General features: G+C 45.0%; 24 protein-coding genes. 2 read left to right on the forward strand and 22 right to left on the reverse strand.

Going from position 1 to position 22,386, the window contains the following annotated elements:
• Positions 1–3: 3 nt before the first annotated feature.
• From Q7P67_RS03525 to Q7P67_RS03560, 8 genes are read right to left on the reverse strand one after another with little or no spacing between them, the layout of a single operon-like run.
• Complete coding sequence (locus Q7P67_RS03525; protein WP_303850508.1) at positions 4–2,166, reverse strand: ATP-binding protein; 2,163 nt, start codon at positions 2,164–2,166, stop codon at positions 4–6.
• Between the two features lie 4 nt (positions 2,167–2,170).
• Positions 2,171–3,727 (reverse strand): lipopolysaccharide assembly protein LapB, encoded by a 1,557-nt coding sequence (locus tag Q7P67_RS03530; RefSeq protein ID WP_303850509.1) that lies wholly within the window; start codon positions 3,725–3,727, stop codon positions 2,171–2,173.
• Positions 3,728–3,767: 40 nt separating this feature from the next.
• Positions 3,768–4,130 (reverse strand): 6-carboxytetrahydropterin synthase QueD, encoded by a 363-nt coding sequence (gene queD / locus Q7P67_RS03535; RefSeq protein ID WP_303850510.1) that lies wholly within the window; start codon positions 4,128–4,130, stop codon positions 3,768–3,770.
• The gene (locus Q7P67_RS03540) at positions 4,130–4,816 is read right to left on the reverse strand and encodes a pseudouridine synthase (protein ID WP_303850511.1); all 687 of its coding nucleotides are present in this window, start codon (positions 4,814–4,816) and stop codon (positions 4,130–4,132) included. Before Q7P67_RS03540 ends, queD begins: the two co-directional genes overlap by 1 nt.
• The gene (gene scpB / locus Q7P67_RS03545; protein WP_303850512.1) at positions 4,813–5,331 is read right to left on the reverse strand and encodes an SMC-Scp complex subunit ScpB; all 519 of its coding nucleotides are present in this window, start codon (positions 5,329–5,331) and stop codon (positions 4,813–4,815) included. Before scpB ends, Q7P67_RS03540 begins: the two co-directional genes overlap by 4 nt.
• Positions 5,324–6,046, reverse strand: coding sequence for a ScpA family protein (locus Q7P67_RS03550; protein ID WP_303850513.1), 723 nt, complete (start codon positions 6,044–6,046; stop codon positions 5,324–5,326). The genes scpB and Q7P67_RS03550 overlap by 8 nt, the downstream gene beginning before the upstream one ends.
• The gene (trpS, locus tag Q7P67_RS03555; protein ID WP_303850514.1) at positions 6,043–7,023 is read right to left on the reverse strand and encodes a tryptophan--tRNA ligase; all 981 of its coding nucleotides are present in this window, start codon (positions 7,021–7,023) and stop codon (positions 6,043–6,045) included. Before trpS ends, Q7P67_RS03550 begins: the two co-directional genes overlap by 4 nt.
• Before the next feature lie 11 nt (positions 7,024–7,034).
• Positions 7,035–7,679 carry a site-2 protease family protein gene (locus Q7P67_RS03560; RefSeq protein ID WP_303850515.1) on the reverse strand — a complete coding sequence of 215 codons (645 nt, stop codon included), beginning with the start codon at positions 7,677–7,679 and terminating at the stop codon, positions 7,035–7,037.
• A gap of 152 nt (positions 7,680–7,831) precedes the next feature.
• On the opposite strand from Q7P67_RS03560, the gene Q7P67_RS03565 reads away from it, so the two are divergent.
• On the forward strand, positions 7,832–9,118 hold the full coding sequence (locus tag Q7P67_RS03565; protein ID WP_303850516.1) for a hypothetical protein: 1,287 nt from the start codon (positions 7,832–7,834) through the stop codon (positions 9,116–9,118).
• Here the strand turns inward: Q7P67_RS03565 and Q7P67_RS03570 are convergent.
• Complete coding sequence (locus Q7P67_RS03570; RefSeq protein ID WP_303850517.1) at positions 9,115–9,438, reverse strand: helix-turn-helix domain-containing protein; 324 nt, start codon at positions 9,436–9,438, stop codon at positions 9,115–9,117. The two genes, Q7P67_RS03565 and Q7P67_RS03570, sit on opposite strands and share 4 nt — an antisense overlap.
• A 114-nt stretch (positions 9,439–9,552) precedes the next feature.
• Here Q7P67_RS03570 and Q7P67_RS03575 point away from each other — a divergent pair, with 114 nt between their 5' ends.
• Positions 9,553–10,188: an NAD(P)-dependent oxidoreductase gene (locus Q7P67_RS03575; protein WP_303850518.1), complete on the forward strand. Its 636-nt coding sequence runs from the start codon at positions 9,553–9,555 to the stop codon at positions 10,186–10,188.
• Positions 10,189–10,211: 23 nt separating this feature from the next.
• Here Q7P67_RS03575 and ispD read toward each other — a convergent pair whose 3' ends face one another.
• The 13 genes from ispD to Q7P67_RS03640 all read right to left on the reverse strand — a co-directional run bounded on the left by ispD (position 10,212) and on the right by Q7P67_RS03640 (position 22,338).
• Positions 10,212–10,892: a 2-C-methyl-D-erythritol 4-phosphate cytidylyltransferase gene (gene ispD / locus Q7P67_RS03580; RefSeq protein WP_303850519.1), complete on the reverse strand. Its 681-nt coding sequence runs from the start codon at positions 10,890–10,892 to the stop codon at positions 10,212–10,214.
• Entirely contained in the window at positions 10,889–11,863 is a 975-nt protein-coding gene (locus Q7P67_RS03585) for a PIN/TRAM domain-containing protein (protein ID WP_303850520.1), read from the reverse strand. Before Q7P67_RS03585 ends, ispD begins: the two co-directional genes overlap by 4 nt.
• A gap of 1 nt (position 11,864) precedes the next feature.
• Complete coding sequence (locus Q7P67_RS03590) at positions 11,865–12,866, reverse strand: TrkA family potassium uptake protein (protein ID WP_303850521.1); 1,002 nt, start codon at positions 12,864–12,866, stop codon at positions 11,865–11,867.
• The gene (locus Q7P67_RS03595) at positions 12,866–13,690 is read right to left on the reverse strand and encodes a YggT family protein (RefSeq protein ID WP_303850522.1); all 825 of its coding nucleotides are present in this window, start codon (positions 13,688–13,690) and stop codon (positions 12,866–12,868) included. The genes Q7P67_RS03590 and Q7P67_RS03595 overlap by 1 nt, the downstream gene beginning before the upstream one ends.
• A 12-nt stretch (positions 13,691–13,702) precedes the next feature.
• Positions 13,703–14,380 (reverse strand): YggS family pyridoxal phosphate-dependent enzyme, encoded by a 678-nt coding sequence (locus tag Q7P67_RS03600; protein ID WP_303850523.1) that lies wholly within the window; start codon positions 14,378–14,380, stop codon positions 13,703–13,705.
• On the reverse strand, positions 14,370–15,110 hold the full coding sequence (locus tag Q7P67_RS03605) for a polyphenol oxidase family protein (RefSeq protein ID WP_303850524.1): 741 nt from the start codon (positions 15,108–15,110) through the stop codon (positions 14,370–14,372). The genes Q7P67_RS03600 and Q7P67_RS03605 overlap by 11 nt, the downstream gene beginning before the upstream one ends.
• A 98-nt stretch (positions 15,111–15,208) precedes the next feature.
• Positions 15,209–15,664, reverse strand: a complete 456-nt coding sequence (locus Q7P67_RS03610) for a VOC family protein (RefSeq protein ID WP_303850525.1) — start codon at positions 15,662–15,664, stop codon at positions 15,209–15,211.
• A gap of 24 nt (positions 15,665–15,688) precedes the next feature.
• Positions 15,689–16,441, reverse strand: coding sequence for a helix-turn-helix domain-containing protein (locus Q7P67_RS03615; protein ID WP_369695988.1), 753 nt, complete (start codon positions 16,439–16,441; stop codon positions 15,689–15,691).
• Entirely contained in the window at positions 16,438–17,592 is a 1,155-nt protein-coding gene (locus tag Q7P67_RS03620) for an MFS transporter (RefSeq protein ID WP_303850527.1), read from the reverse strand. Before Q7P67_RS03620 ends, Q7P67_RS03615 begins: the two co-directional genes overlap by 4 nt.
• Entirely contained in the window at positions 17,589–18,089 is a 501-nt protein-coding gene (locus Q7P67_RS03625) for a PaaI family thioesterase (RefSeq protein ID WP_303850528.1), read from the reverse strand. The genes Q7P67_RS03620 and Q7P67_RS03625 overlap by 4 nt, the downstream gene beginning before the upstream one ends.
• Entirely contained in the window at positions 18,086–20,635 is a 2,550-nt protein-coding gene (gene glgP, locus Q7P67_RS03630; protein ID WP_303850529.1) for an alpha-glucan family phosphorylase, read from the reverse strand. Before glgP ends, Q7P67_RS03625 begins: the two co-directional genes overlap by 4 nt.
• Before the next feature lie 69 nt (positions 20,636–20,704).
• Positions 20,705–21,139 carry a dUTP diphosphatase gene (dut, locus tag Q7P67_RS03635; protein ID WP_303850530.1) on the reverse strand — a complete coding sequence of 145 codons (435 nt, stop codon included), beginning with the start codon at positions 21,137–21,139 and terminating at the stop codon, positions 20,705–20,707.
• Positions 21,121–22,338 (reverse strand): pitrilysin family protein, encoded by a 1,218-nt coding sequence (locus Q7P67_RS03640; protein ID WP_303850531.1) that lies wholly within the window; start codon positions 22,336–22,338, stop codon positions 21,121–21,123. The genes dut and Q7P67_RS03640 overlap by 19 nt, the downstream gene beginning before the upstream one ends.
• Between the last annotated feature and the right edge of the window lie 48 nt (positions 22,339–22,386).

Here is a 22,386-nt window from a genome sequence, read left to right on the forward strand (position 1 = left end):
AATTTAAGCCTTGCGAAACTCCATAAGAAAACGTGTGTATTGTCCGTATTCACTCTCAACGGTGATATTGCCGTTGTGCACCTCTATGATCTTTTTGACTATCGCAAGCCCCAGTCCGGTTCCGTCAGGTTTCTTGCTGAAATACGGGATAAAGACCCTTGTGATATCCTCCTGCGGGATACCCTCTCCGTTGTCTTTGTAATCAATGCGGATCATGTCGTCGGTTTCAGATACGTTGACGCTTATTTTACCTTTCTGGTTCATAGCGTCAATGGAATTATTTATCAGATTGATAAAAACCCGTTTAAGCTGCTGCTTGTCCCCTATGAATCCGATGTCAGGACAATTGATGTCTATTTCGACATTCTGGTTCGATGCGGCATAGAACGCGTATATTTCGTCAAACAGCCCTTTCAGGCTGAACTGCACCATTTTAAGCTCAGGCAGACGTGCAAACATGTTGAACTCGTTCACCATGCTCTGCAGGCTCTCCACCTCGGCAACGATAGTATCCATACTGGTCATTATGGTTTCTCTGTCACTTTCGCCCATGGACGCTTTTCTTTTTATCCTTTCAGCAGTGAGCTTTATGGGGGTCAGAGGGTTTTTTATCTCGTGGGCGATACGGGTTGCAATCTCTTTCCAGATACCGACACGCTGGAAATTCAGCAGGTCGGTAATGTCATCCAGAACTATGACAAGGTTGTCCACTTCGCCTTCCTGACTGAAAATTTTAGTTATTGTAGCTGTCATTGTGCGCAGTTCGCCTTTAAGCAGTATCTCTATCTGGAACTGGGTTTCACGCTCCTCTGTCTCTATGAATGACGCTGCGGGGGTGAGAACAGACGAAAGGAATGCCTCGTTAGCAAACTCTATGACGGTTTCGGCGTAATCATTCTTTTTCAGCAGTTCAAAACTATGTGTATAAAGGAAAATTGCCGATTTAACGTTTTTAAAGATGGAGTCGATGTACTGGTTGTCCCGCGTTATCTGGATGAACATTTCCGACAGTTTTTCGTTTTTAAGATTCAGTTCTGTGTTATGCGCGTTAAGACGTTTTATCATGGAGTTGAACGACCGCGCCAGATATGCAAGCTCGTCGTTGCCCTGCACATCCACCTCAACATCCAGATTTCCCTTTGAAACCGCCGCGGAAGCGGACGCAAGATTCTCTATCGGTCTTGTTATGCTTTTGGCATAAACAAGGCTGCCCCATATCGCTGCGAATACAACAAGCAGCGTCATGAGCATGGTTATCGCCTTGAAAGAGTTTTTGACTGGATACAGAAAGTGCTCTGTCTGCCTGTAGGTATTGTAGGACTGAAGGATATTCGCAACGTCCTCAGCCTGGTTTTTCGGAAACTCTTTGTAAACAACTACAACGCCCATTATTCTGCCGGAATTTTTGCTCGAATAAACCGGTCGCCCCACCCAGTATATCTGTTTTTTGTTAACAGCCGCATATCTTGCGATAAGTTCTTTGTTTAATATTCTCGATATGGTCTTATCAGTTACAACTTTTCTGATATTCTTGTTATCTTTGGATTTTTTTAGTATCAGCTCACCAAATCTGTTATATATCATAATGCCGTCCACACGGTCTTTGCCCATGTAGCTGCCGATAAATCTGTCCATTTTTGTGTGGTTATTTTTATACACGAAATCGCCAGATGAGATGAAGCTGGCAAGCAAATCGCTTTGCTCGATAACATAGTTTTCGGCCTGCGTTTGATAAACCTGCATCAGATTCATAGAGCTTTCAATAGCTACCTGAATCTGCGAATTGAACCATTTGTCTATGTTTTTTCCTATTATCTTGTTATTAAAAAAGAAAACTATCACAACAGGAATCACGGCGATAACTATTGAAAATGTTACAAGACGCGATTGGAGACGGGTGCCGAAGATGTTTTTCTTCCTGTCGATGAACATCTTAATAAGGTTTCTGAATATCAGAATAAAAACCACAATCAAGAGTATCAGATTTATGTTTGCCAGAAGAAAGATGGAGATATTAGAGTAAAGGGGGAAATCGTTATCCAGAAGCTCAGAACCGGCTATCAGATTAAACATCAGCAGGACTATGAGGATAGTTACGTAGATATATTTGTTTTTCCAGTTTATCTTAGGCAGATAAGACTTGTTTGTTCGAAATCTGAATCTCACGCTGTCAGCCTTCCATTTCTTTTGAGAAGAAATCATCTTCAGACTTACCGGATGACGGTTTCAGCTCGGAAGCATCGAAACTTATCTCCGCAACTTCTTCTTTAGGAACGTTTTTTTTCTCTTCCACAAGTCCGTCGAACATATCGGAAGCGTGTTGAGTATCTATCTCCACGTCTGACATATCAAAAGGGATTACGTCTTCCGCCCTGTCTTTCTTAGCGGGAGCATTAAAAAAATCATTATCGTTGATGGAGATATTCTGTTCCGGTTCATCACCGAATCCGCTGAAAGCTCCCTGAACTTCATTTTTTTCAGGTTCGAAATCAAATTTCTCAAATCCGCTGAACGACGTATCAGCGCTTGATTCTTGTTGTGACAGTCCGAAATCATCGGCAATATCAATTGATGTATTAACCTGAGAAGGTTTATCGTCCGAAACAAAGCTGTCCAGAGATATCGGTTCGTAGTCTGAGATACCGGCTGCTTTTTCAAACGTTTCAAACTCCGCAGAATCATAAGGAACAGGTTCAGGTTCGGAAGTGGCTGCTGCTTCAGGTTCAGTCACAACCTCTTCCCTCTTTTCCTCAGCTTTTTCATGGGCGGTTATTTTCTTTGCCTCTTCAATTGCAATACTGCATCCGGATCTTTCGCATACTTGCTCTATCTCGTTTATATTGAGTGTGTTTTCGAGATACATCTCATAGATAAGACCTTTTATCCTGTCTCTGTCACCGTTCAATGATTCCAGATAAAGCAGATGGTTAAACACGGACTTTTCTGAAACCGCATCCTTTATCCGCATTGACATATGGTAGGTAGCCGCCGGAGGAGCCACGGACACTATATCGTTAAATTCCACAGGATTGAAACTTTTACTGAAATATGACGCAAGCATGTTCTCCGCCATTTCAAAACTTTCCGGATTGCGTTCAATGAAGGCTTTCAGAAACGGTATTACAAACTGCGGCTGACTGTTTGATTCCAGAAGATACACGATCATATCGTCAATTTCAAAATCTGTAAGAACCCGGCTTTTGATACAGTCGGCAAGTATGCCGGAAAGCTCTTTATGGGATCCAAGAACGGTGAGTTTACGCATAACTTTTATTATCAGACGCTTATCATCGGAATTACGTTTTGCAATCTCTGTAAGCAGTGCCGAACATTCGGCAAATTTTCCCGCTGCCCTATACATATCCGCCAGAGCGAAAAGGTAGCGCATGGCTATTTTCTGCCTGTTCATTTTCTCATAGACGTCAGCAGCCGTGCGGTAAAATCTTGGTTTGTCGGATGAGATTATTATCAGTTTGGAAATGATGCTAAGTGCTTCATAATATCTTTCGGAGGCGAGATATCTTTCCATCAGCTTAATAAGCAACGATTCGCCTTTAGCCCTGTCGTCAGACATCAGATAGATGTTTGCCATCATTCTGATTGCGGACAGACTGTCACTGTTCCGAGCGTAATACTCTTCGTAGGCATGAAGGGCTTTTATATATTTCCCTTCCACATACAGACTGTGGGCGTCGAAAATATCCGGCTCTTTTGACCCGAAAAGCATCAGACATCCTTTTTTATTTTATTTTACCGTAAATTTCCGCTTATTCAAAGTATTCCGCGGACTGCACGTCAGTTTCCCAGACCATGACCTTTTCGGTAAGACCGCCGAAGGTTTCTTTCAGCCTGCCATATATAAAACGTGCGATATTTTCGCTGGTAGGGTTGTTTGTAATGAAAAATTCTACCTGTTCATTCAGGTATTTATGATCCAGTTCCTCAAGTATATCTTTAAGCCTTTTTTTGAGTACGGTAAAGTCTACAAGCATCTCAGTCTCGTTGAGTCTGTCACCTTTAAGATACGCTTCCACCCGCCAGTTATGACCATGCAAATTTTCGCATTTTCCATTATAATTCCGCAGGTTATGCGCACCATTGAACTGCTGTATGACTCTTACTCTATACATTATAACATCCCCTCAAGATCTTTGCGTGAAAGCACCCGTATCTCTCCGGCTTTCAATCCGTCGAGATTGACGCGCCCGATGCGCACACGTTTAAGGCGTTTCACCTGAATATTGAAATGTCTGAACATGTTGCGTATCTGCCGCTTTTTGCCTTCGTGGAGAATAACCCTGTAGCGGCGTTCGTCCATCTCCGTTACGATGCACGGAAGATAGTCTATCCCTTCGTAGCTTATTCCTCGTTTAAGTTCATCAACCTGTGCCTGATGAAGGCGTCTGGTAACACTTACGATATACTCTTTCTGTATCTTTTCATCGCTTTTCTGCAGTTTTCTGATGAAATCGCCGTCATTGCTGAAAATTATCAGCCCTTCGCTGTCATAGTCCAGTCTGCCGGAGTATGCAGGTTTTTTCTCTGCAAGTTTCGGGAAGATATCCAGAGTTTCTTTGCCCTGTCCGTCACCGTAAGCCGTAAGTACCTTCACCGGTTTATAAAATGCCCAATAGAAGAAGTCTTCGACCCCCACCTTTCCGCCGTCCAGTGTAACAACTGATGTTTCGTCCACCTGCACCCACGGACCTTCCGCAACTGCACCGTTAACCGTTACGCGTCCATCCGCAACGGCTTTGTCCGCATCCCTTCTCGAAAGGGATGTGTTTTCTGCTAAATATTTGTTAAGTCTTATCATTGTCTGGATTTAAGTTCCTGCCACTCTCTGAAAGTGGGAAGTTCGGAGATGTCGTTTATCCCCATGTATTCAAGGAAAAACTTGGTTGTGCTGTAGAGCAGAGGTTTTCCGGGTACGTCTTTTCTGCCTGTAACCTTTACGAGGTTTTTGTCCAGCAGATAGCGCACGGTTCCTGATGAATTCACGCCTCTGATCTCGTCTATTTCAAGCCTTGTAATAGGCTGTTTGTAGGCTATTATTGCCGCCGTTTCAAGTGATGCGCGGCTCAGTGTCTCTGTTTTTTCGCCGAAGAAAGGCTCAAGTTCCGTAAAAAGCTCTTTGTCAGTAACCATCTGGAAGCCGCCTGACACCTGACGTATTTTGATGCCCAGCGACATTTTGTTGTACTCTTCCATATAATCCAGAAGCCTGTTTTCGAGGTTTATGGGGTCGAGTATCTTGCGGAAAAATTTATTGTCCAGCGGTTCGCCCGCCAGAAACAGTGAGCTGTAAAAGATTTTTTTTTCTCTATCCATTTGCCGCACCCTGCTCTATCTGTTCAATAACTATCTCACCGAAGGTTTCCGCCTGCATGGCGCGCACGATGGCAAGTCGCATAAGTTCCAGCACGGAGAGGAATGATATCACAACTTCACGTCTGCTTGCACAGGTTTTAACTATGTCGGTCCAAAACAGCTTCTGTTTCTCCTGAATAAGCGCCTTTATCTTAACTATAACATCGGAAACGTCCACGATATCCTTCTCAAATTTCATCGGTTTTTCGGTATCCCTTTCCAGAGCGCTGAAAAATGCGTTTGCAATGCGGTACGGATCCTCCGTCTGCATGGATTCCCGCTCAATGTAGATTGCGGAGGTGCGCATCAGGTATTTCCCTGAATCGCCCTCAAGATCCTTCAACCTTTGTGCAACATCCTTATAGAACGAATATTCCACCAGTTTCTGTGTAAGGATGAATTTTTCCTCTTCCGGGTCAAGCTCTTCAAGCGGAAGAGATTCTTTCGGCAGCAACATTCTGGATTTGAGGTATATGAGATAGGACGCCATGTTTATAAACTCGGCGGCAACCTCGATATCCATCTTTTCCATCTCCTGCACGGCATCTACAAACTGTCCGGCGATAAAGGCGATGGGGATATCGTAAATATTCAGTTCGTTCTTATAAATCAGGTGGATAAGCAGGTCTAACGGACCTTCGAAGTTATCCAGCCTGACATCGAGCAAACGGCTCATATTTTAAGCGCTTTCCTCACTTTTTCCATCATGCAGGCTGCCTCTTCGTTGGCTCTGTCCTGCATGGGTTTTAAGAACTCGTTTATGTCTTTTATCTCGCTTTCAAATTTTCTGCGGCGCTCCTGCATGGGCTCAAGAAGCTCCTGCATGTGTCTGTAAAGTATCATTTTGCACTCCATACAGCCTATTGAGGCGGATGTGCAGCCTTTTACAATGTATTCTTTCTCCTCTTCTGTGGAGAACACTTTATGGTAGTCGAATACAGGGCATACTTCGGGGTTCCCCGGGTCTTTCAGTCTCTGACGGTTGGTATCCGTCACCATCTTTTTAATTTTGTTCTCAACCTCTTTAAGGTCTTCAGAAAGCATGATTGCGTTGCCGTAGCTCTTGCTCATCTTCCTGCCGTCCAGACCTGGAAGTCTTGGCACTTCGGTGAGCACGCCTTTAGGCTCTGTGAAAACCTCACAGTTATAAAGGTGGTGGAATCTGCGGATTATCTCACGGCTTATCTCAATGTGCGGAAGCTGGTCTTCGCCCACAGGAACGTATGTTGCGTTGTACATGATAATGTCCGCGGTCATAAGCACCGGATAGCTGAGAAATCCGAGGTTCGACAGATCTTTGTTGGTCTGTTCCTGCTTTATCTCCTTGTATGTGGGGCATCTTTCAAGCCAGCTCACAGGGGTGAGCATGGAGAGCAGAAGGCTAAGCTCTGCATGATAGATGTTGTGGGACTGAACGAACATAGTGCATTTGTTCGGGTCTATGCCGACACTAAGCCAGTCGAAAATGAGCTGTCTGCGGTTTTCTATGATGTCTTCCGGGTCTTCGTAGTTAGTTGTAAGGGCGTGCCAGTCCGCAACGAAGTAGAAACAGTCGTGTTTCTCCTGCAGTTCCAGCCAGTTTTTAAGTGCGCCGAAATAATGTCCGATATGCAGTCTGCCCGTTGGGCGCATTCCGCTTAATACTTTTTCCATCTATAAAACCTCTAAAGTAGAATATTCATAAAAAAGTTCATTGCAGGCAACAGGATATAATCTATCGCCCTTGTGAGGAACAGCACGAGAATGATTATGAAACCGTATCTTTCGATTGCGGCGAATTTGACAGCTTTGTCATATGGCAGGAAATTCGTAACAATACGCCCTCCGTCCAGCGGCGGGATAGGGATCAGGTTAAAAATGAACAGAGCAAGGTTTATTGATACGGAGATTTTCAACATACCTGCAAGGGGTACCAGCACCTTCATAAGCATACTGCCCTCCTGAACCTGCACGTTGTAAAGGACGCGCAGAAGGATAGCGGAGACTATCGCAAGAACGAAATTTGACAAAGGACCGGCAAATGCAACTATCGCCGGACCGTATTTCGTTTTGCGGTAAAGGTTTCCGTAATTCACAGGAACAGGCTTTGCCCAGCCGAACAGGCGGGTGATGATAAGAAACAAAAGCCCGAAAAGATCAATGTGGGCTATGGGGTTAAGTGTGAGTCTGCCCGCTCTTTTTGCCGTATCGTCGCCAAGGATGTATGCGCTCATGCCATGGGAGAACTCATGAACGGTAACCGCAAACATGAACGGAACTATCGCCAGCGCTATAAATCGTAAGTATTCTGCTATATTAAAATCCATCATAATTATTTATCACCTCTTACATTTCAAGTCAAAGACTTTACGAATCGAGATATGTTCAATTTTGAGATAATAGTTATTCAAATATGCACATTATGCTGTTCAAAGTCGAAATTTGTATTATACTTAACAATGCTTGCTCTACGTGAGAAGATATGAAGAATATCGAACATAACAATATTTTTGAATTAATTTCTTTAGATACAGGACTTTCTGAAGACGAACTGCCCGCGAAACTCCGCAGTATGGGAAGACGTTCCTTTATTGATTACGCTGTAAAGAACGGTTTCTCACTGGTTGGGACATCCATGCCCTTCGGTTCCGAAGTTCGCGACCCGAACGGCAAAGTGCTTATTAATTCAGGAGTTCCTATCGGGAAATACTTCGAAGCTCTCCTTGACAGATATGTCAACGACGACAGATTTAATACATCAACCATAACCATAGAATGTACTTCGGACGTTCTTAACTACTATCGCTCAAAAACCTACGAACGCATCGGAATGATACTTAACGATTTTATTTTTTCGCAGGACAAATACAGTTCGTTTTATACCAAGATAAAAGAAAATATGTTTGATGTTAAAGCTATAGACGTTTTTAACAGAGCGGTTGACCACATGCTCGCTTCTCCCGACGGCATAACCGCTATGGTAAAAATCTTCAAAAACTCCGTTGAAAAGCGTGAGATGATAACCGACAATTTCAACTCGGCATTTATAAGCCTCGCACTTGCGCCCTATTCCCGTAACCTGCTGATAAGTGACGAATCCGGCGGATTTCTCATGAAAATAGCCCTGACTTCCATACTCCAGAATATTGCAGAGCTTATGGACTGCAAAAATCAGGACTGCACAGACCGTTCGGCGCAGATTGCGAAGTCTCTGATAAACGACGATTCCGTTGAAGAAGCGATCCGCATGAAGATATACGCGGACGGGGACAAGTCGGTTCCGATATTTACGGATCAGGTGAACAGAAAAAACTTCTTCCTGCGTATGCTTGTAACAGTCAATCTGTTTGTGGAATTGGTTAAAATCAACAAAACAGACCCCCACAACCTTGAGGTGCACAAGTCGCTTTACGAGCTTTCAGAGCTTGGATATGCGGACAAGGAGATGGTTACTTTCATCAGCAAACTATTTCTGCCGGCTGTGAAATCTCTGGTACTGGAATATGCCTATAAAATCAAAAACAGTTGCGGCGCAGACCCTGTCATATGGAGCACCATAGGAGACATGCTGCCTGTGAAATTCCTTTGCCCAAAGCCTGACTGTCTCCATGCCGGACAGCATAAAACATTTATACCGGAAGATGTTAAAATTGAAGCGGACAACGTTTACCAAACCAGAATAAACGCCGGAATGTACCACACATGCAAACTGCTCACAGATAAATTGCAGGAATATTATAAATCCGTTTCTCAAAAAACTGAAGATTAAGCGCCCGCCTGCCTTTTATAATGCTCCCCCCACTCCGCCATGGCATCCAGAACTGTTTTCAGGCTGTATCCGGTCTCTGTAAGAGTGTACTCAACCTTTGGCGGCACCTCCGCATAAACTTTTCTGTCAACCAGCATACACTCCTCCATCGTACGCAGATTTGCTGTCAGCATCTTTTGGGATATGCCGCAGACAGACCTTTTCAACTCGCCAAAACGTTTCGTTCCATCCAGAAGGTCGCGTATTATCAGTATCTTCCATTTATCGCCCATAAGCATCAGTGTTACCTCCACCGGGCAGGCAGGAATATCCTTTTTCATTATCTTCCTCAATAGTATCTTTTAGGCAACTATAGCACAAAAAGGTGCTTACTTTACAATATATCCTTTGGAACTTAATGTAATCTTACAAATTGATTTTACAAGGAGATTGTCATGAAAATAGCAGTCATAGGCGCAAGCGGAAAACAGGGAAAGATGCTTGCAGAGGAAGCGCTTAGAAGAGGACACGAGGTCACGGCTGTTGTACGGAACAAAGCCAAACTTAATGGTTTCAGCGGAAAAGTCATCGAAAAGGATATTCTTGCACTGACATATGAGGATGTTAAAGATAATGATGCAGTGATAAACGCCTTCGGAACGGGTGCGGCTGACGATCCTGTTCTGCACCAGACCGTTATGGCTCATATGATTGATATTTTTTCCGGAAAACCCAACAGACTGCTTGTTGTTGGCGGAGCGAGCACCCTTTTTGTTGATAAGGAACATAAGGTACGCCTCCTCGACACGCCGGAGTTTCCTGATGTATGGAAACCGGTTGCGGGCAGCATGGCAAAGGCTTTTGAAATGCTTAAAACGCATAACGACGTGAACTGGACGTTTTTCAGTCCGGCGGCATTTTTCATTGCAGACGGCAAACGCACAGGCAGCTATATACTTGGTGAGGATGAGCTGATACTGAATTCGCAGGGGAAGAGCGAGATAAGCTATGCGGATTATGCCACAGCAATGGTTGATGAAGTTGAGAAAGGAAACTATATCAGAAAACGCTTTACGGCAGTTGCTGGATAAACACGGGGCTTTATGCCCCTTTTTTATTGTCCGAAATACTTTCTGACGAGTCCTTCAGCCATGTCCATATCGTTCAGGTAGGTTATCTTGATATTGTCCGGCTGCGATATCACCCATTTAACCTGAACTCCGTAAAGTTCCATTGCCTGCGCTTCATCGGTGATAACAATTCCCCTTTCGTCGGCATTTTCCACCGCCTTTTTCAAAAGGGCTGTCCTGAAAACCTGCGGTGTGTGCGAAAGAATATATTCATTCCTGTTGACGGTCTTTTCCACCCCGTTTCCGGATATCTTTTTCAGGGTATCCCGCACAGGCAGACCGCATATTGCCGCACCTGTTTCCTGCGCTGCATCAGCAACGCTTCTTACAGTATCATAGGTGAAGAAAGGTCTTACTGCGTCGTGTATGAGAACATATTCAGTCGAAACGGCTTTCAGACAGTTGTAAACCGTTTCATAACGCTCTCCGCCGCCCTGAACAAGCTGATAGTTTTTAACGTCCGCCTTTGAAAGCTGAGAATAGAGAAAATAGAAATCATCCGGATTCGCACCGAGAATGAACTCTTTGAAGGGACAGGCACGGTTCAGCGCTGTAAGTGTATAGTACAGAACAGTATGTCCGAGAACTTCAAAAAACTGCTTTTTAACGTCGCCGCCGAAACGTTTGCCCATTCCGGCGGCAGGAATTACAGCGGTTATATTCAATATTTCACCTTAGTAAATATAATTCGTCCCGATTCCGTCTGCAATAAACTTGTGACATTGACCTTTACGGTCTTACCTATCAGTTTGCGCCCGTTTTCGACCACAACCATGGTGCCGTCGTCAAGATAGCCGACCCCCTGATTGGACTCTTTACCCTCTTTAACCACGCTAATCTCGAACTCTTCACCGGGAAGAACCGACTGACGCATCGCCATTGACAGGGTATTTATGTTCAGAACTTTGATGTTCTGTATCTCAGCAACCTTCAAAAGATTGAAATCTGTTGTTATTATATCAGCTTTCAGCTTTTTAGCCAAGGCAACAAGTTTTTCGTCAACAGTGCCGATTTCCGGAAAATCGCTGTTGTTTATCTCAACGGGGATAACCGTCTGTTCCTGCAAACGTCTCAGCACATCAAGCCCGCGCCTTCCCTTCTGTCTGCGCAGGTGATCATGGGAGTCGGCGATGTTTTGCAGTTCTTTCAGAACGAACGTAGGGATAACAAGTCCGCCCTCAATAAGACCGGTATCAACAATGTCTGCCATTCGTCCGTCGATAAGAGTTGATGTGTCAAGCACTTTTGGCGATGCACTGTATTTTATCTGTTTGGGTTGTTTCGCCATAAGCCTTGAGAGAAGGCTCTCTATTATCCATGAAAACTTCTGTCCGGTGTTGACACCCAGATACAGTACAAAGAAATAGAACGCCAGCCTGAGCGAATCGTTGTTGAAATATGCGTCAAAGATTGAAGCGATTGAATAGCCGATTATAAGGAAGATTACCGCGCCGACAACTCCGCCGAAAAATTTGTAGCTTTTGATATCTGCAATAAGCGTTTCAATAAAAACTATGGCAAAAATAACACCAAGGGAATATAAAACTGCCTGCATCATGCCGATGCCAAGAGTATCCCTTACCAGTACGAATGCCGCCATTATGAAAAGTGCGTATAAAATTCTGAAAACCCACATGTTATCCTCGTTTTAAATGTTTCTCAAGAGCCTCGAAGTCCCCTTTTCTTCCAAGGGCGATGAGTGTGTCTTCGGCTCTGATGACCTCGTTGGGTCCGGGGTTGTAAACAAACCCGCCGTCGCTCTTTCTGATTGCGACGATTATGATACCGATCTTTCGGACGTTTGAATCAACAATAGATACGTTTTCCATAACACTGCCTTCTTGGATTACAACCTCTTCAACCATTATACCGTATTCCTGATTTCCCATCGCCATGGAGAGAAAATCGCTGACATATGGTTTTATGATGCTGTATGCAATGCTCTGCCCGCCGATGGTATACGGCGAAACTATCTTGTCGGCACCCGCCCATTCAAACTTTGTCGCAGCCTCTTCCTGTGCGACTTTTGCGACGATATAGAGATTTTTGTTCAGCCCCTTTGCGGTAAGCACGATGTACAGATTTTTCACATCTGTATCAACAACAGTGATTAGCCCTTTTGCGCGCATCACTCCCGCTTTTTTAAGAACCGCTTCATGGGTTGCGTCGCCGGTTACAAACACATATTTCTCGTCTGCGGATTCGCTCATCCTCTCTTCGGGATCGACTATGACAAAAGGAACCTTGTTCTCGCTGAGCAGCCCTGCAATTATCCTGCCCATGCGTCCGAAGCCGCAAAGGATATAATGGCTGTTCATGTTGTCGATGATGTGATTCATCTTCCTTCTCCCGAAAAAGTTTGTCAGATCCCCTGTTACCACATAGTCGATGAACTGGGTTGCTGTGTATGCAACCGTGCCCGTGCCTGTTATGATGAGGAATACTGTAAATATCTTTCCTGCGTCGGACAAAGGAAAGATTTCACCATAACCCACTGTTGCCATTGTGATAATAGTCATATACAACGAATCGAGAAAACTCGCGTGTTCGATGTGCATATAACCCAGAGTACCTGTCACAGCGACAAGAAATATAAGTGCTGTTCCGATGTAAACGTATTTGAGCTTATTGAATCCCATTAAAGGAACATTCCGATAAGCCTAAGCAGTAAATTCTTGAGAAAATACAGCAGGAATATCAGAATCATAGGGCTGATGTCCACAGGTCCCAAGGGGGGGATTATCCGGCTGAAAGGTACCAGCACAGGATCGGTCAGCGCGATTATCGTCTGCACAACAGGGTTCGAGGGATCGGGACTCACCCAGCTCATAAGTGCACGGATGATTATTATCCAGATATAGATACCCAGAAGACTTACGATCGACAAAAGACCTGATTTAAGAGACATGAACATCGAGGAAATAAGACTGGATGAAACAAACGTAAAGTCTGTTCCGTGCTGCATAAAAAGAATTACTGCTCCGTTTACAACGGTAAAAAAAACAAAAACGAAAACGATTGCCGGAATAGCCACCGCATTTGAGCGGATGGGAAAAACCGATCTTGCCGCTCTGACCCATAATGAGCCGAGACGGTTAAAATACATGGAAAAATATGACATGCGTCCGTTTCCGGCAAAAATGCCGAGAATAATGCTGACGATATAGAATATCATCAGGAAATTAAGCATGTCGGATATAGCGAAGAAAGCCGAAATGAAAAGGCTCATTCCGCCGAAGGCATAATACAGCAGAGCCATAAGCGCCGTCGCAAGAATAATGAACAGAAGCGTGGATCTGTCGGCGTTCTTTTTGTTCAGTTTAAGCATTTTTTCAAGGAGAGGATCGGTCAGCTTTGCCACCATCTTTCCGATGGGGTTGAAATAAAGCTCCTGCCTGGTCATAACGGTGCGCAGCAACAGCACAACCAGATAAGATTTTATCAGCATTGAGATAATAGACATCGCTTCCCCTTTTTATCTTCCGCCGAAAAGTGCAGTGCCAATGCGCACCATATTGCTGCCCTCTTCAACGGCTATTGTGTAATCGTCGCTCATTCCCATGGACAAAATGTCAAAAGCATTTCCCATTCTGACAGACAGCTTATCGAAAAGTTCTTTCATCGCAGTGAAATATTTCCTGTTTTTCTCTTCGTTGTCTGTCAGAGGCGGAATCATCATAAGCCCTCTGAGATTCAGGTTATTCATATTTATTATAGCTTTACAAAGAGCTTCCGCCTCTTCACCGCTTACACCGGACTTATCAGGGTCGTCTGCTATATTTACCTGTACCAGCACATCCTGAACTCGGCCTGTTTTGGAGAAGTATCTATCCAGTTCATCCGCCAGCCTTTCGCTGTCAACTGAGTGTATCAGCTTGAAAATATCTCCCAGATACTTCACTTTGTTGGTCTGCAAATGCCCGATGAAATGTAGCTCAAGCTCCGTAAGGTCTTTAAGTATCTCTCTTTTTTCTACAGCTTCCTGCACCCTGCTCTCGCCGAAAACACGATGCCCCTGTGCGTATGCGTCTGAAATCGCCTCCGAAGGATAATATTTGCTTACGGCGACCACCTCAACCTTATCAGTTCTGCCGACCTTTTTCATTGCGGCATCAATGTTTTTCCTTACTTCTGAAATTCTGTCAGAGAACATTTCCTCTCCTGACTATAACTCCCATCATGCGCCCTGTAACCCCTTTGTCCCTGCGGTGGGAGTAAAGGTTTTCATCTTCGAAAGTGCAGTTGCGCAGATGTTCAATGTGTCTGATGCCCGCTTTCGCGAGATTCTGCTCAATAACGGTGCGCAGACTGAGGAACAGTTTTCCGTCTTTAACCACTATGCTGTCGTGGCATATCTTTCCGAACGTATCCGCGAGGTCAGGACCTATCTCGTAATTTGAGCAGGAGATACCGGGACCGATACCGGCGAAAACGGGGAAATCATCGTATTTCTTAAATATTTTTATAGCTTCGCCCATTATGTCGGATGAAACTGATTTATGACCGCAGTGCAGAGCTGCGATGCCCTTTTTACCTGCCATGAAAACGTTGTAGCAGTCTGCTGTGAGCACACCGAGTGCGATATCCGTTTCCAGAGTAAAAAGTCCGTCTCCTTCTCTGTACATCACATCCGTGTAGTTTTCAGACGTAACCTCATAGACCATATTTCCATGCACCTGATTCAGGTTGACCAGTTTTTGAAGACTGAACTCACTTTTAAGAAGCTCAATATTCTTCATGGCTATGCGGTGATCCTCCGCTGTGCTGACTGCGAGGTTAAAACTGCCGTATTCTCCTCTGCTGTAGCCTCCGTGCCGTGTGGTAACGAAACATTCCACCCCTTCCGGCACTGTTTTATATGAATTTATGACGATGTTGTTCATAAAGGCAAATTGCTCCTATTTTGGGGTTATAATACAGCGGGTTAATTTGTACTTCAAGTAAAAAAGAGAAAAGCCCCGCGGAAGCAGGGCGCGAAATGTTAAATCTGATCCAGAATATCTTTTTCCACATGAGTTCTGGCACTTATTTCATCATCTGTCATGCCGGATAGTCTCAGACGCTTTATAGCATCCCCCATCCTTTCACCGATCTCTATAATGTGCCCGTCCGGATCGGATATTCTGAACGTGATCTGCCCCCATGGCTGTTCTATCAGCGGATTTACAACTTTTACCGCTTTCGACAGCCTTTCATAGTCACCCGCAATATTATCGCTTTCAAAAAAAAGCTCAAACAGAACAGAACTGCCCTCCTGTGGAGACCCGAAAATCAGCTTCTGTGCTGCGTCGCGCTTCCAGAGAGCCACTCCGCACCTGAACATTACATGTTCGTTTCCGTTGTCCATAAGCAGTTCCAAACCGAGAACATCCCTGTAAAAAGCCAGTGAAGCTCTCACATCCTCTGCCATTACTGCCATTCCGCCATATTTTATCATACGGCACCTCCTGAAACTAAAATATCACATACAACCATACGGAAATTGTATGAAACGGACACCGAGAGAGTTTTTGTAACGTATAAAATCGGAAGGAACCGAACCGGAATATTTTCTGAAATCTTTTATGAAATGTGCCTGATCGTAATATCCGGAGGCATAGGCGATGTCGGTTAACCGCCATATACCGCTGTTGACCATGGCAAGAGCCTTCTGGAAGCGCCTAACGGCTACCATCTTTGCTGGCTGTGCTCCTGTGTGTCTGTAAAACATTCTGTTCACTGTCCGCGCAGAGCATCCGAAATAAGAAGTGATATCACCAATGCTTTTTTCAGGTTCTGAAAGCCAGAAAGATATCATGGAGTTAAGAACAGGTTCGCATGATGCGAAAACAGAGTCCAAAGCGGATGGCAGAAAACTTTCACCCGCTTTTTTAAGTCCGTCCGCCATTTTCCTGTTCAGAAGACAAGCTGCATCGTCCCCGTCGCATATACTGTCTGCGGACATGCCTGTCAGGGCTGTGAAACCTCCCGGACGGAAGCGTATGCCTCCGATATGCACACTGCCAAAGAGAGGTACAAAGCTCAGCTCCACTCCGGTACTTACAGTCTTCGCTGGAGTGCCGGAGCCGAGGTCAAAAATTATGTCGCAGCAGCCGTCGGCGAATACAGGAAACATAATTTTTTGATTATAAAAACCTTTAGATACCCAGTATGCAGCTATGAATGGTCTTAGATGCAGCGCAGGCTGAAATTCCTGATAGATAGGCTCTCTCATTGCTGTTTCTGGTGTTTTCTGAGTTCCGACGGTATAAACTGCGCCAGAACAAGGGACAAAAAGGCGAGCAGAGCGGCGATAAGAAACGGTATCTTTCTGTCAACCATCCACAAGATACCGCCTGCAAAGGGTATGAACACCGCAGCGATGTGGTTTATGGTAAATCCCATAGCTGAACCGTTGGCAAAATCTTCCGGTTCGGCTATTTTCTGATAAAAGGTTCTGATGGATATGACAAAACTGTAAACAAGGTTATCTATGATGTACAGCAGTGCCACAAGGAGCTTGCTGTCAGTGAAAGCGTAGCCGATAAAAACCATTGTCAGTGTAGTATATTCTATGCTTAATAGCCTGCGCTCTCCATATTTGTTCACCATCTTTCCGATAACCGGATTGAAAAAGAAATTGGTCATGTTGTTTATAATGAACAGATAAGCTATTTCTTTGGTGGAAAAACCGAATTTCTCAACCATGAGGAACACTGAAAATGCTGTGAATACCTGTCGGCGTGCACCAGAAAGAAAAGTCAGGGCATAATAGAGCCAGTACTTGGCTTTAAGCTGTAATTTCTTTTTCTGTGCCGGAAGGCTTGAGTCAATAGGATTCAGTTTCAGGCAATATATGCCCGCCGCCACAGCGAGAAGTCCGGTTACGAGAAAAATATACTTATATTCCATAAACTTGAGCAGAATTATAACCAGCACTCCAGCAGCTATGTTTCCGCCGGCGGCAACACTGCGCAAACGGCTAAGAACGAGCGGAGTCTCCAGCTTGTTAAAATACTGTAATGTCAGCGACTGGTTAACCGTTTCAAAGAAATGGAAGCCGAAAGACATAATCAATGTCGAAATTATTACGCCCGTTGTAGATGGAAGAAAGCCCGTCACGGCAATGCCGAATCCCAGGACTATGAGGCTTACAACGGCAAGTTTGTGTTCCGGCAGAACGACGATAGCAAGTATCACCAGAAGCGACAGAAAGCCCGGTATCTCGCGTATTGACTGGGTAAGCCCCATGTAAAAGCCGTCCAGAGAGGCTTTTTCCACCGCAAAGTTATTGAATATCGTTGACCAGCTCTGGAACGATATGTATACCGCAAGATTTAAAAGAAGCAGGAACACGAACATGTCCCTGCGGTTTTCTCTGATCATATATCCTTCAGATGCTTAATACATTTTTCATGATAGCAGACACCCTCATCCATGATGAGGTAATGGATCGTCTCTTTCATTTTTTCCGGACTTATGGGGATAAATCTTCCGGACGCCGAGGCATAAACAGAGCCGGCAGCGTCTTTCAATTCACCCGTGACCTCGCATATTCCTTTGTGCATCCCGTGGTATTTTGCTTCCACAATAAGGTTTGTCATTGTGGGAGTATTCCTTCGGAACTTCACTTCAAGACTTCTGGTGAAGCAGAGTCTGTTCATGCTATCTTCAAAGATAAAGGGCGACCAGCCCATCGTTTCGTCAAGAAGCGCTGTGCATATGCCGCCATGTACAACATCTTTAAATCCGCAATAATCCGAAGGGATGAAAACGTCGCTGCACAGCATTCCGTTTTCGGCATAAAACTTATGTTTCAGCCCCACAGGGTTCTGCTGCCCGCAGATAAAGCATCCTGTGGAGTGCGGGATGTATTCTTTCACTTAGCCCACACCACAAGGTTCAGCTCGAATATATTCTTCAGATATTTATGGCGTGGGACAACGGCAAAGCCCACCTTCATTTTGCCTGCGTTTTCAATTCTGAAATGAGCCGTATATCTGCTCAGTTCCCCGTTTTCAGCAGATTCAAGCTGTATGAATTTAGGGTTTTTCAGAACGCCGCTCTCGCCGTCATACTCAACAACTGCGTAAACAGCAAGACTGTCGTTCCCGATTTTAGGCGAACGCACTTTCGCTTCGAAAGTGACATATCCACCCATTTCTATGGCTTCCGCCTGCACTCCGCTGTCGGCTATTTCAACAGAATCCCATCCGCTGATAACATTTTCCTTCCACTCAAGATACTTGGAAGCACCTTCGAAATCATTGGATGAGATATCTTTGTAAAGTTCATGAAGCTGAACGTAATATTTATCAGTGTACTCCATAACCATTCTGGACGTATTAAAGAAAGCGGCACAGACTTTGACAGCCTGCTTCATCATATGCGTCCACTCTCTGGGGATGCCCACCTTGTCGCGGTTATAGAACAGCGGGATTATCTCATTCTCAAGTTTGTCGTAAAGTTCCATGCTCTCGACAAAATCCTGATACTCCTGTTTGTCGTATTCCTCTCCGGCACCAATAGCCCATCCGGTTTCGCCGTTATAGCCCTCAGCCCACCATCCGTCGAGAATGGAGAGGTTCAGACCGCCGTTAGCGGCTATCTTCATGCCGCTGGTACCGGATGCCTCCATAGGGCGCAGGGGTGTGTTGAGCCAGATATCCACGCCGTGTGCGAGGTGTCTTGCCACTTCAATGTCATAATCCTCAATGAAAACAACTTTGTCTCGGAACTCAGGCTTGCGGCAGATATGGAATATCTTTTTGATTATTTCCTTTCCGCCGTCGTCTTTCGGGTGCGCTTTTCCGGCTATGATTATCTGGACGGGTCTTTCCGGATTGTTCAGGATTTTTGCCAGACGCTCCTCGTCCATGAACAGCAAATATCCGCGTTTATATGTTGCAAAACGGCGCGCAAAGCCGATTGTAAGTGTATCTGAATTGAGAACGTCATCCGCTTTGGTTATTTCGCTTGCGGTTCCGCCGCGCTTCATAACCTGTTTTTTCAGCCTTTCGCGGGCAAAGATAACCAACCTCTCCCTCTGCTTACGTTTTGCATCAAAGAATGCGTTGTCAGGTATCTTCTCAATGTCGTGCCATACGTCGAAATCGTATGGTTTGTAATACCATGCCTCTGAAAGATATCTGGTGTATATCATTTTGAAGCTCTCAGCAATGAACGTAGGCAGGTGGACACCGTTGGTAACGTGTCCGATCGGAACGTAATTATCAAGTGCGTTGCTCCAGAGGTTCTTGAACATCTGCCTTGAAACCTCACCGTGTAGGGCACTTACACCGTTTCGAAACGTGCTGAGACGTATTCCCGCGATAGCCATTGCAAAGCCTTCCGATTCGTTAAACGGGTTCTCACGTCCGAATCCCATTATCTGGTTGATATTAAAGCCGGACGGCTCGAATATAGGTCCGAGGTATTTTTTTATCTGGTCGAAACTGAACACGTCGAAACCTGCGGGAACAGGCGTGTGGGTAGTGAACAGTGTACTCTTTTTAACGACTTCAGCCGCCGTGCGCAGGCTCATTCCGCCTTCAACACAGAGTCTTATGCGCTCAAGAGCTGCAAACGAGGGGTGTCCTTCGTTCAGATGGTAAACCGTGGGACGGAATCCCATGGCTTTCAGTGCTCGAACACCGGCTATGCCGAGAATTATCTCCTGTTTCAGTCTCATATCCGAATCGCCGCCGTAAAGCTGCGCTGTAATGCTTCTGTTCTGCGGGGTATTGCTCGTAAGGTCTGTGTCCAGCAGATAAAGGGTGATTACGCCTATCTCCATTTTCCAGACCTTAACGTTCACATCGCTGTCTGCGATTCTGATCTGAACGTATATTTCGTTGCCTTCCGCGTCTTTAACTGGTGTTACAGGCATTCTGTGAAAGTCGTTGTAAGGTATTGACTGCTGCTGCCAGCCGTCAGAATTAAGATACTGATGGAAATAGCCGTTTCTGTAAAGAAGACCGACAGCTATAAAGGGTATGCCTATGTCGCTGGCAGACTTGCAGTGGTCTCCTGAGAGTACGCCCAGACCGCCGGAATAGAGTTTAACGGACTCGTGTATACCGTATTCCGCGCTGAAATAGGCTATCTGCATCCCCTCCTCTGTTTTTCCGCTGTGGGCGAGGTCGAACCATTTGGGGAGCATTTTATATTCGTTAAGGCGTTCGTGTACGTTGTCCATGACATTCATGAAGACCGGATCGCCGACAAGTCTGCGGAAATCCTTATCTGTGAGCTTGGAAAGAATCCACACAGGGTTATGCTCGCACTGTTCCCAGAGATCCATATTTATCATACGGAAAAGCTCTCTGGCTTCCCAGTTCCAGCTATACCAGAGGTTATGCGCTATCTGCTCCAGAGGGCGGAGTTTGTCGGGGAGTTTGGTTTTCACATTAAATTCATAGACTTTCATAGAATCACCCTTAAAAACTTGATAAGTCATATTAGCACACAAAAGAGAAAATTTATAAACATAATTGTGTCATATTCCTGTGTGTCCGAAGCCGCCTGAGCCCCTTTCCGTTTCAGACAATTCGCCCGCAGGTTCAAAAACGGCTCTTGTTACGGGCGCAACGACCATTTGTGCTATTCTGTCGCCTTTTTTATAGACAAACGTTTCCTGAGAAAGGTTTATAAGAATAATGCCTATTTCGCCCCGATAGTCTGAATCTATCGTACCTGGGGTGTTGACAATTGTTATGCCGTTTTTAAGCGCAAGACCGCTTCTGGGGCGTATCTGCGCCTCGAAACCATCAGGCAGCTCTATGTATATTCCTGTTTTAACCAGCGTTCTTTCAAAAGGCTCAATTTCGCCGCCGTGCGCAGCCATCAGGTCAACGCCGGCAGCGTGCGCGGTTTTATATTCCGGCATCAGAGCCGGATCGTCCGCCTTTATCTTCACTTTACAAGTCTGCATAAAGAATACTTCCTCCCGAATATTTCTGCCGCCGTGCGCATTATGCTCGTTTTGTCCAGCGCCTCGATTCTGCCCATTATCTCTTCACTCTCTATGAGCCTGCCGAAATGATATATCTGCCTGAAATTCATCTGAACGCGGCTTTCAAGTGTTTCGAAATTTGACACATATGAAAAAATAAGCTGATTTTTTATCATGGTCAGCTCGTCGTCGGTTATACCCTTTTCAGCGAGCTTTTTAATTTCAGCAAACACCAGTTCAAGTACCTTGTCGCCGGATTTCTCCGCACAGGAATACATTATGTTGGCATAGCCGGCGTTTTTATACTGGACAGTTTCAGCCTCAATATTGTAGCACAGCCCGCGCTTCTCTCGTATCTCCTGAAACAGTCTGGAACTCATAAGCCCGCCAAGTATCATAACTCCGCCTGACAGTGAATATCTGTCGGGGCTGCCATATTCGAACGCAGGGTACATGAGCTGAACGTAGCTTTGTCCTGATTTGAAATGAAAATCGTGATTTTCAGGCGTATAACTTGGGATGTAATGATTTAGCTTTCCTGCATAATTATCTTGTGATAAAGGAAAATATTTATCAATATGTTTCGATACCTCATCTCTGCTCACGTCGCCGCTTACGGCGATTATACAGTTGTCGGGAGTGTAGTTTTCTTTATAAAATCGCTTCAGTTCCTCAAACTCAAGTCCTTCAACGGAAGCCACAGTGCCCGACACAGGGTATTCCAGAGCGCAGCCTCTGAAAAGCTCCTCCTCTGCCACTTCTCCGAGATATTCGTCCGGATTATCCATAACGGAGTTTATCTCGTCTATGATAATTTGTTTCTCCTGAATAAAGTCCTCTTCGCTGAAGACAGGGTAAAAACAGATATTAGCCATCAGTTTAATGAAGAGTTCCAGATTACCTGAAAAACCTTTTATGTAATATGCAGTTGTCTCTTTCGATGTATAGGCGTTCATATAGCCGCCGTACATCTCCGAAAGTCTGCTGATCTCTTCGTTGGAATAGTCTCTGGTGCCGCGGAACGCCATATGCTCTATGAAATGGGAAACGCCGTTGTTCTCCCTTGTTTCGTTTGCGGAACCGGTGTCAAAGAAAACGGAAATGGTAAAAAGCCCCGGAAGACTGGTTACATTCTCGTAAATAACGGGAATATCTCCGACTTTGTATATTTCTCTCATTAAGTGTCCTTATGAATTGAATGAAGACGATTTTACACCGCAAAACGG

The organism is Seleniivibrio woodruffii (genome assembly GCF_029267515.1).
GTDB lineage: Bacteria > Chrysiogenota > Deferribacteres > Deferribacterales > Geovibrionaceae > Seleniivibrio > Seleniivibrio woodruffii_A.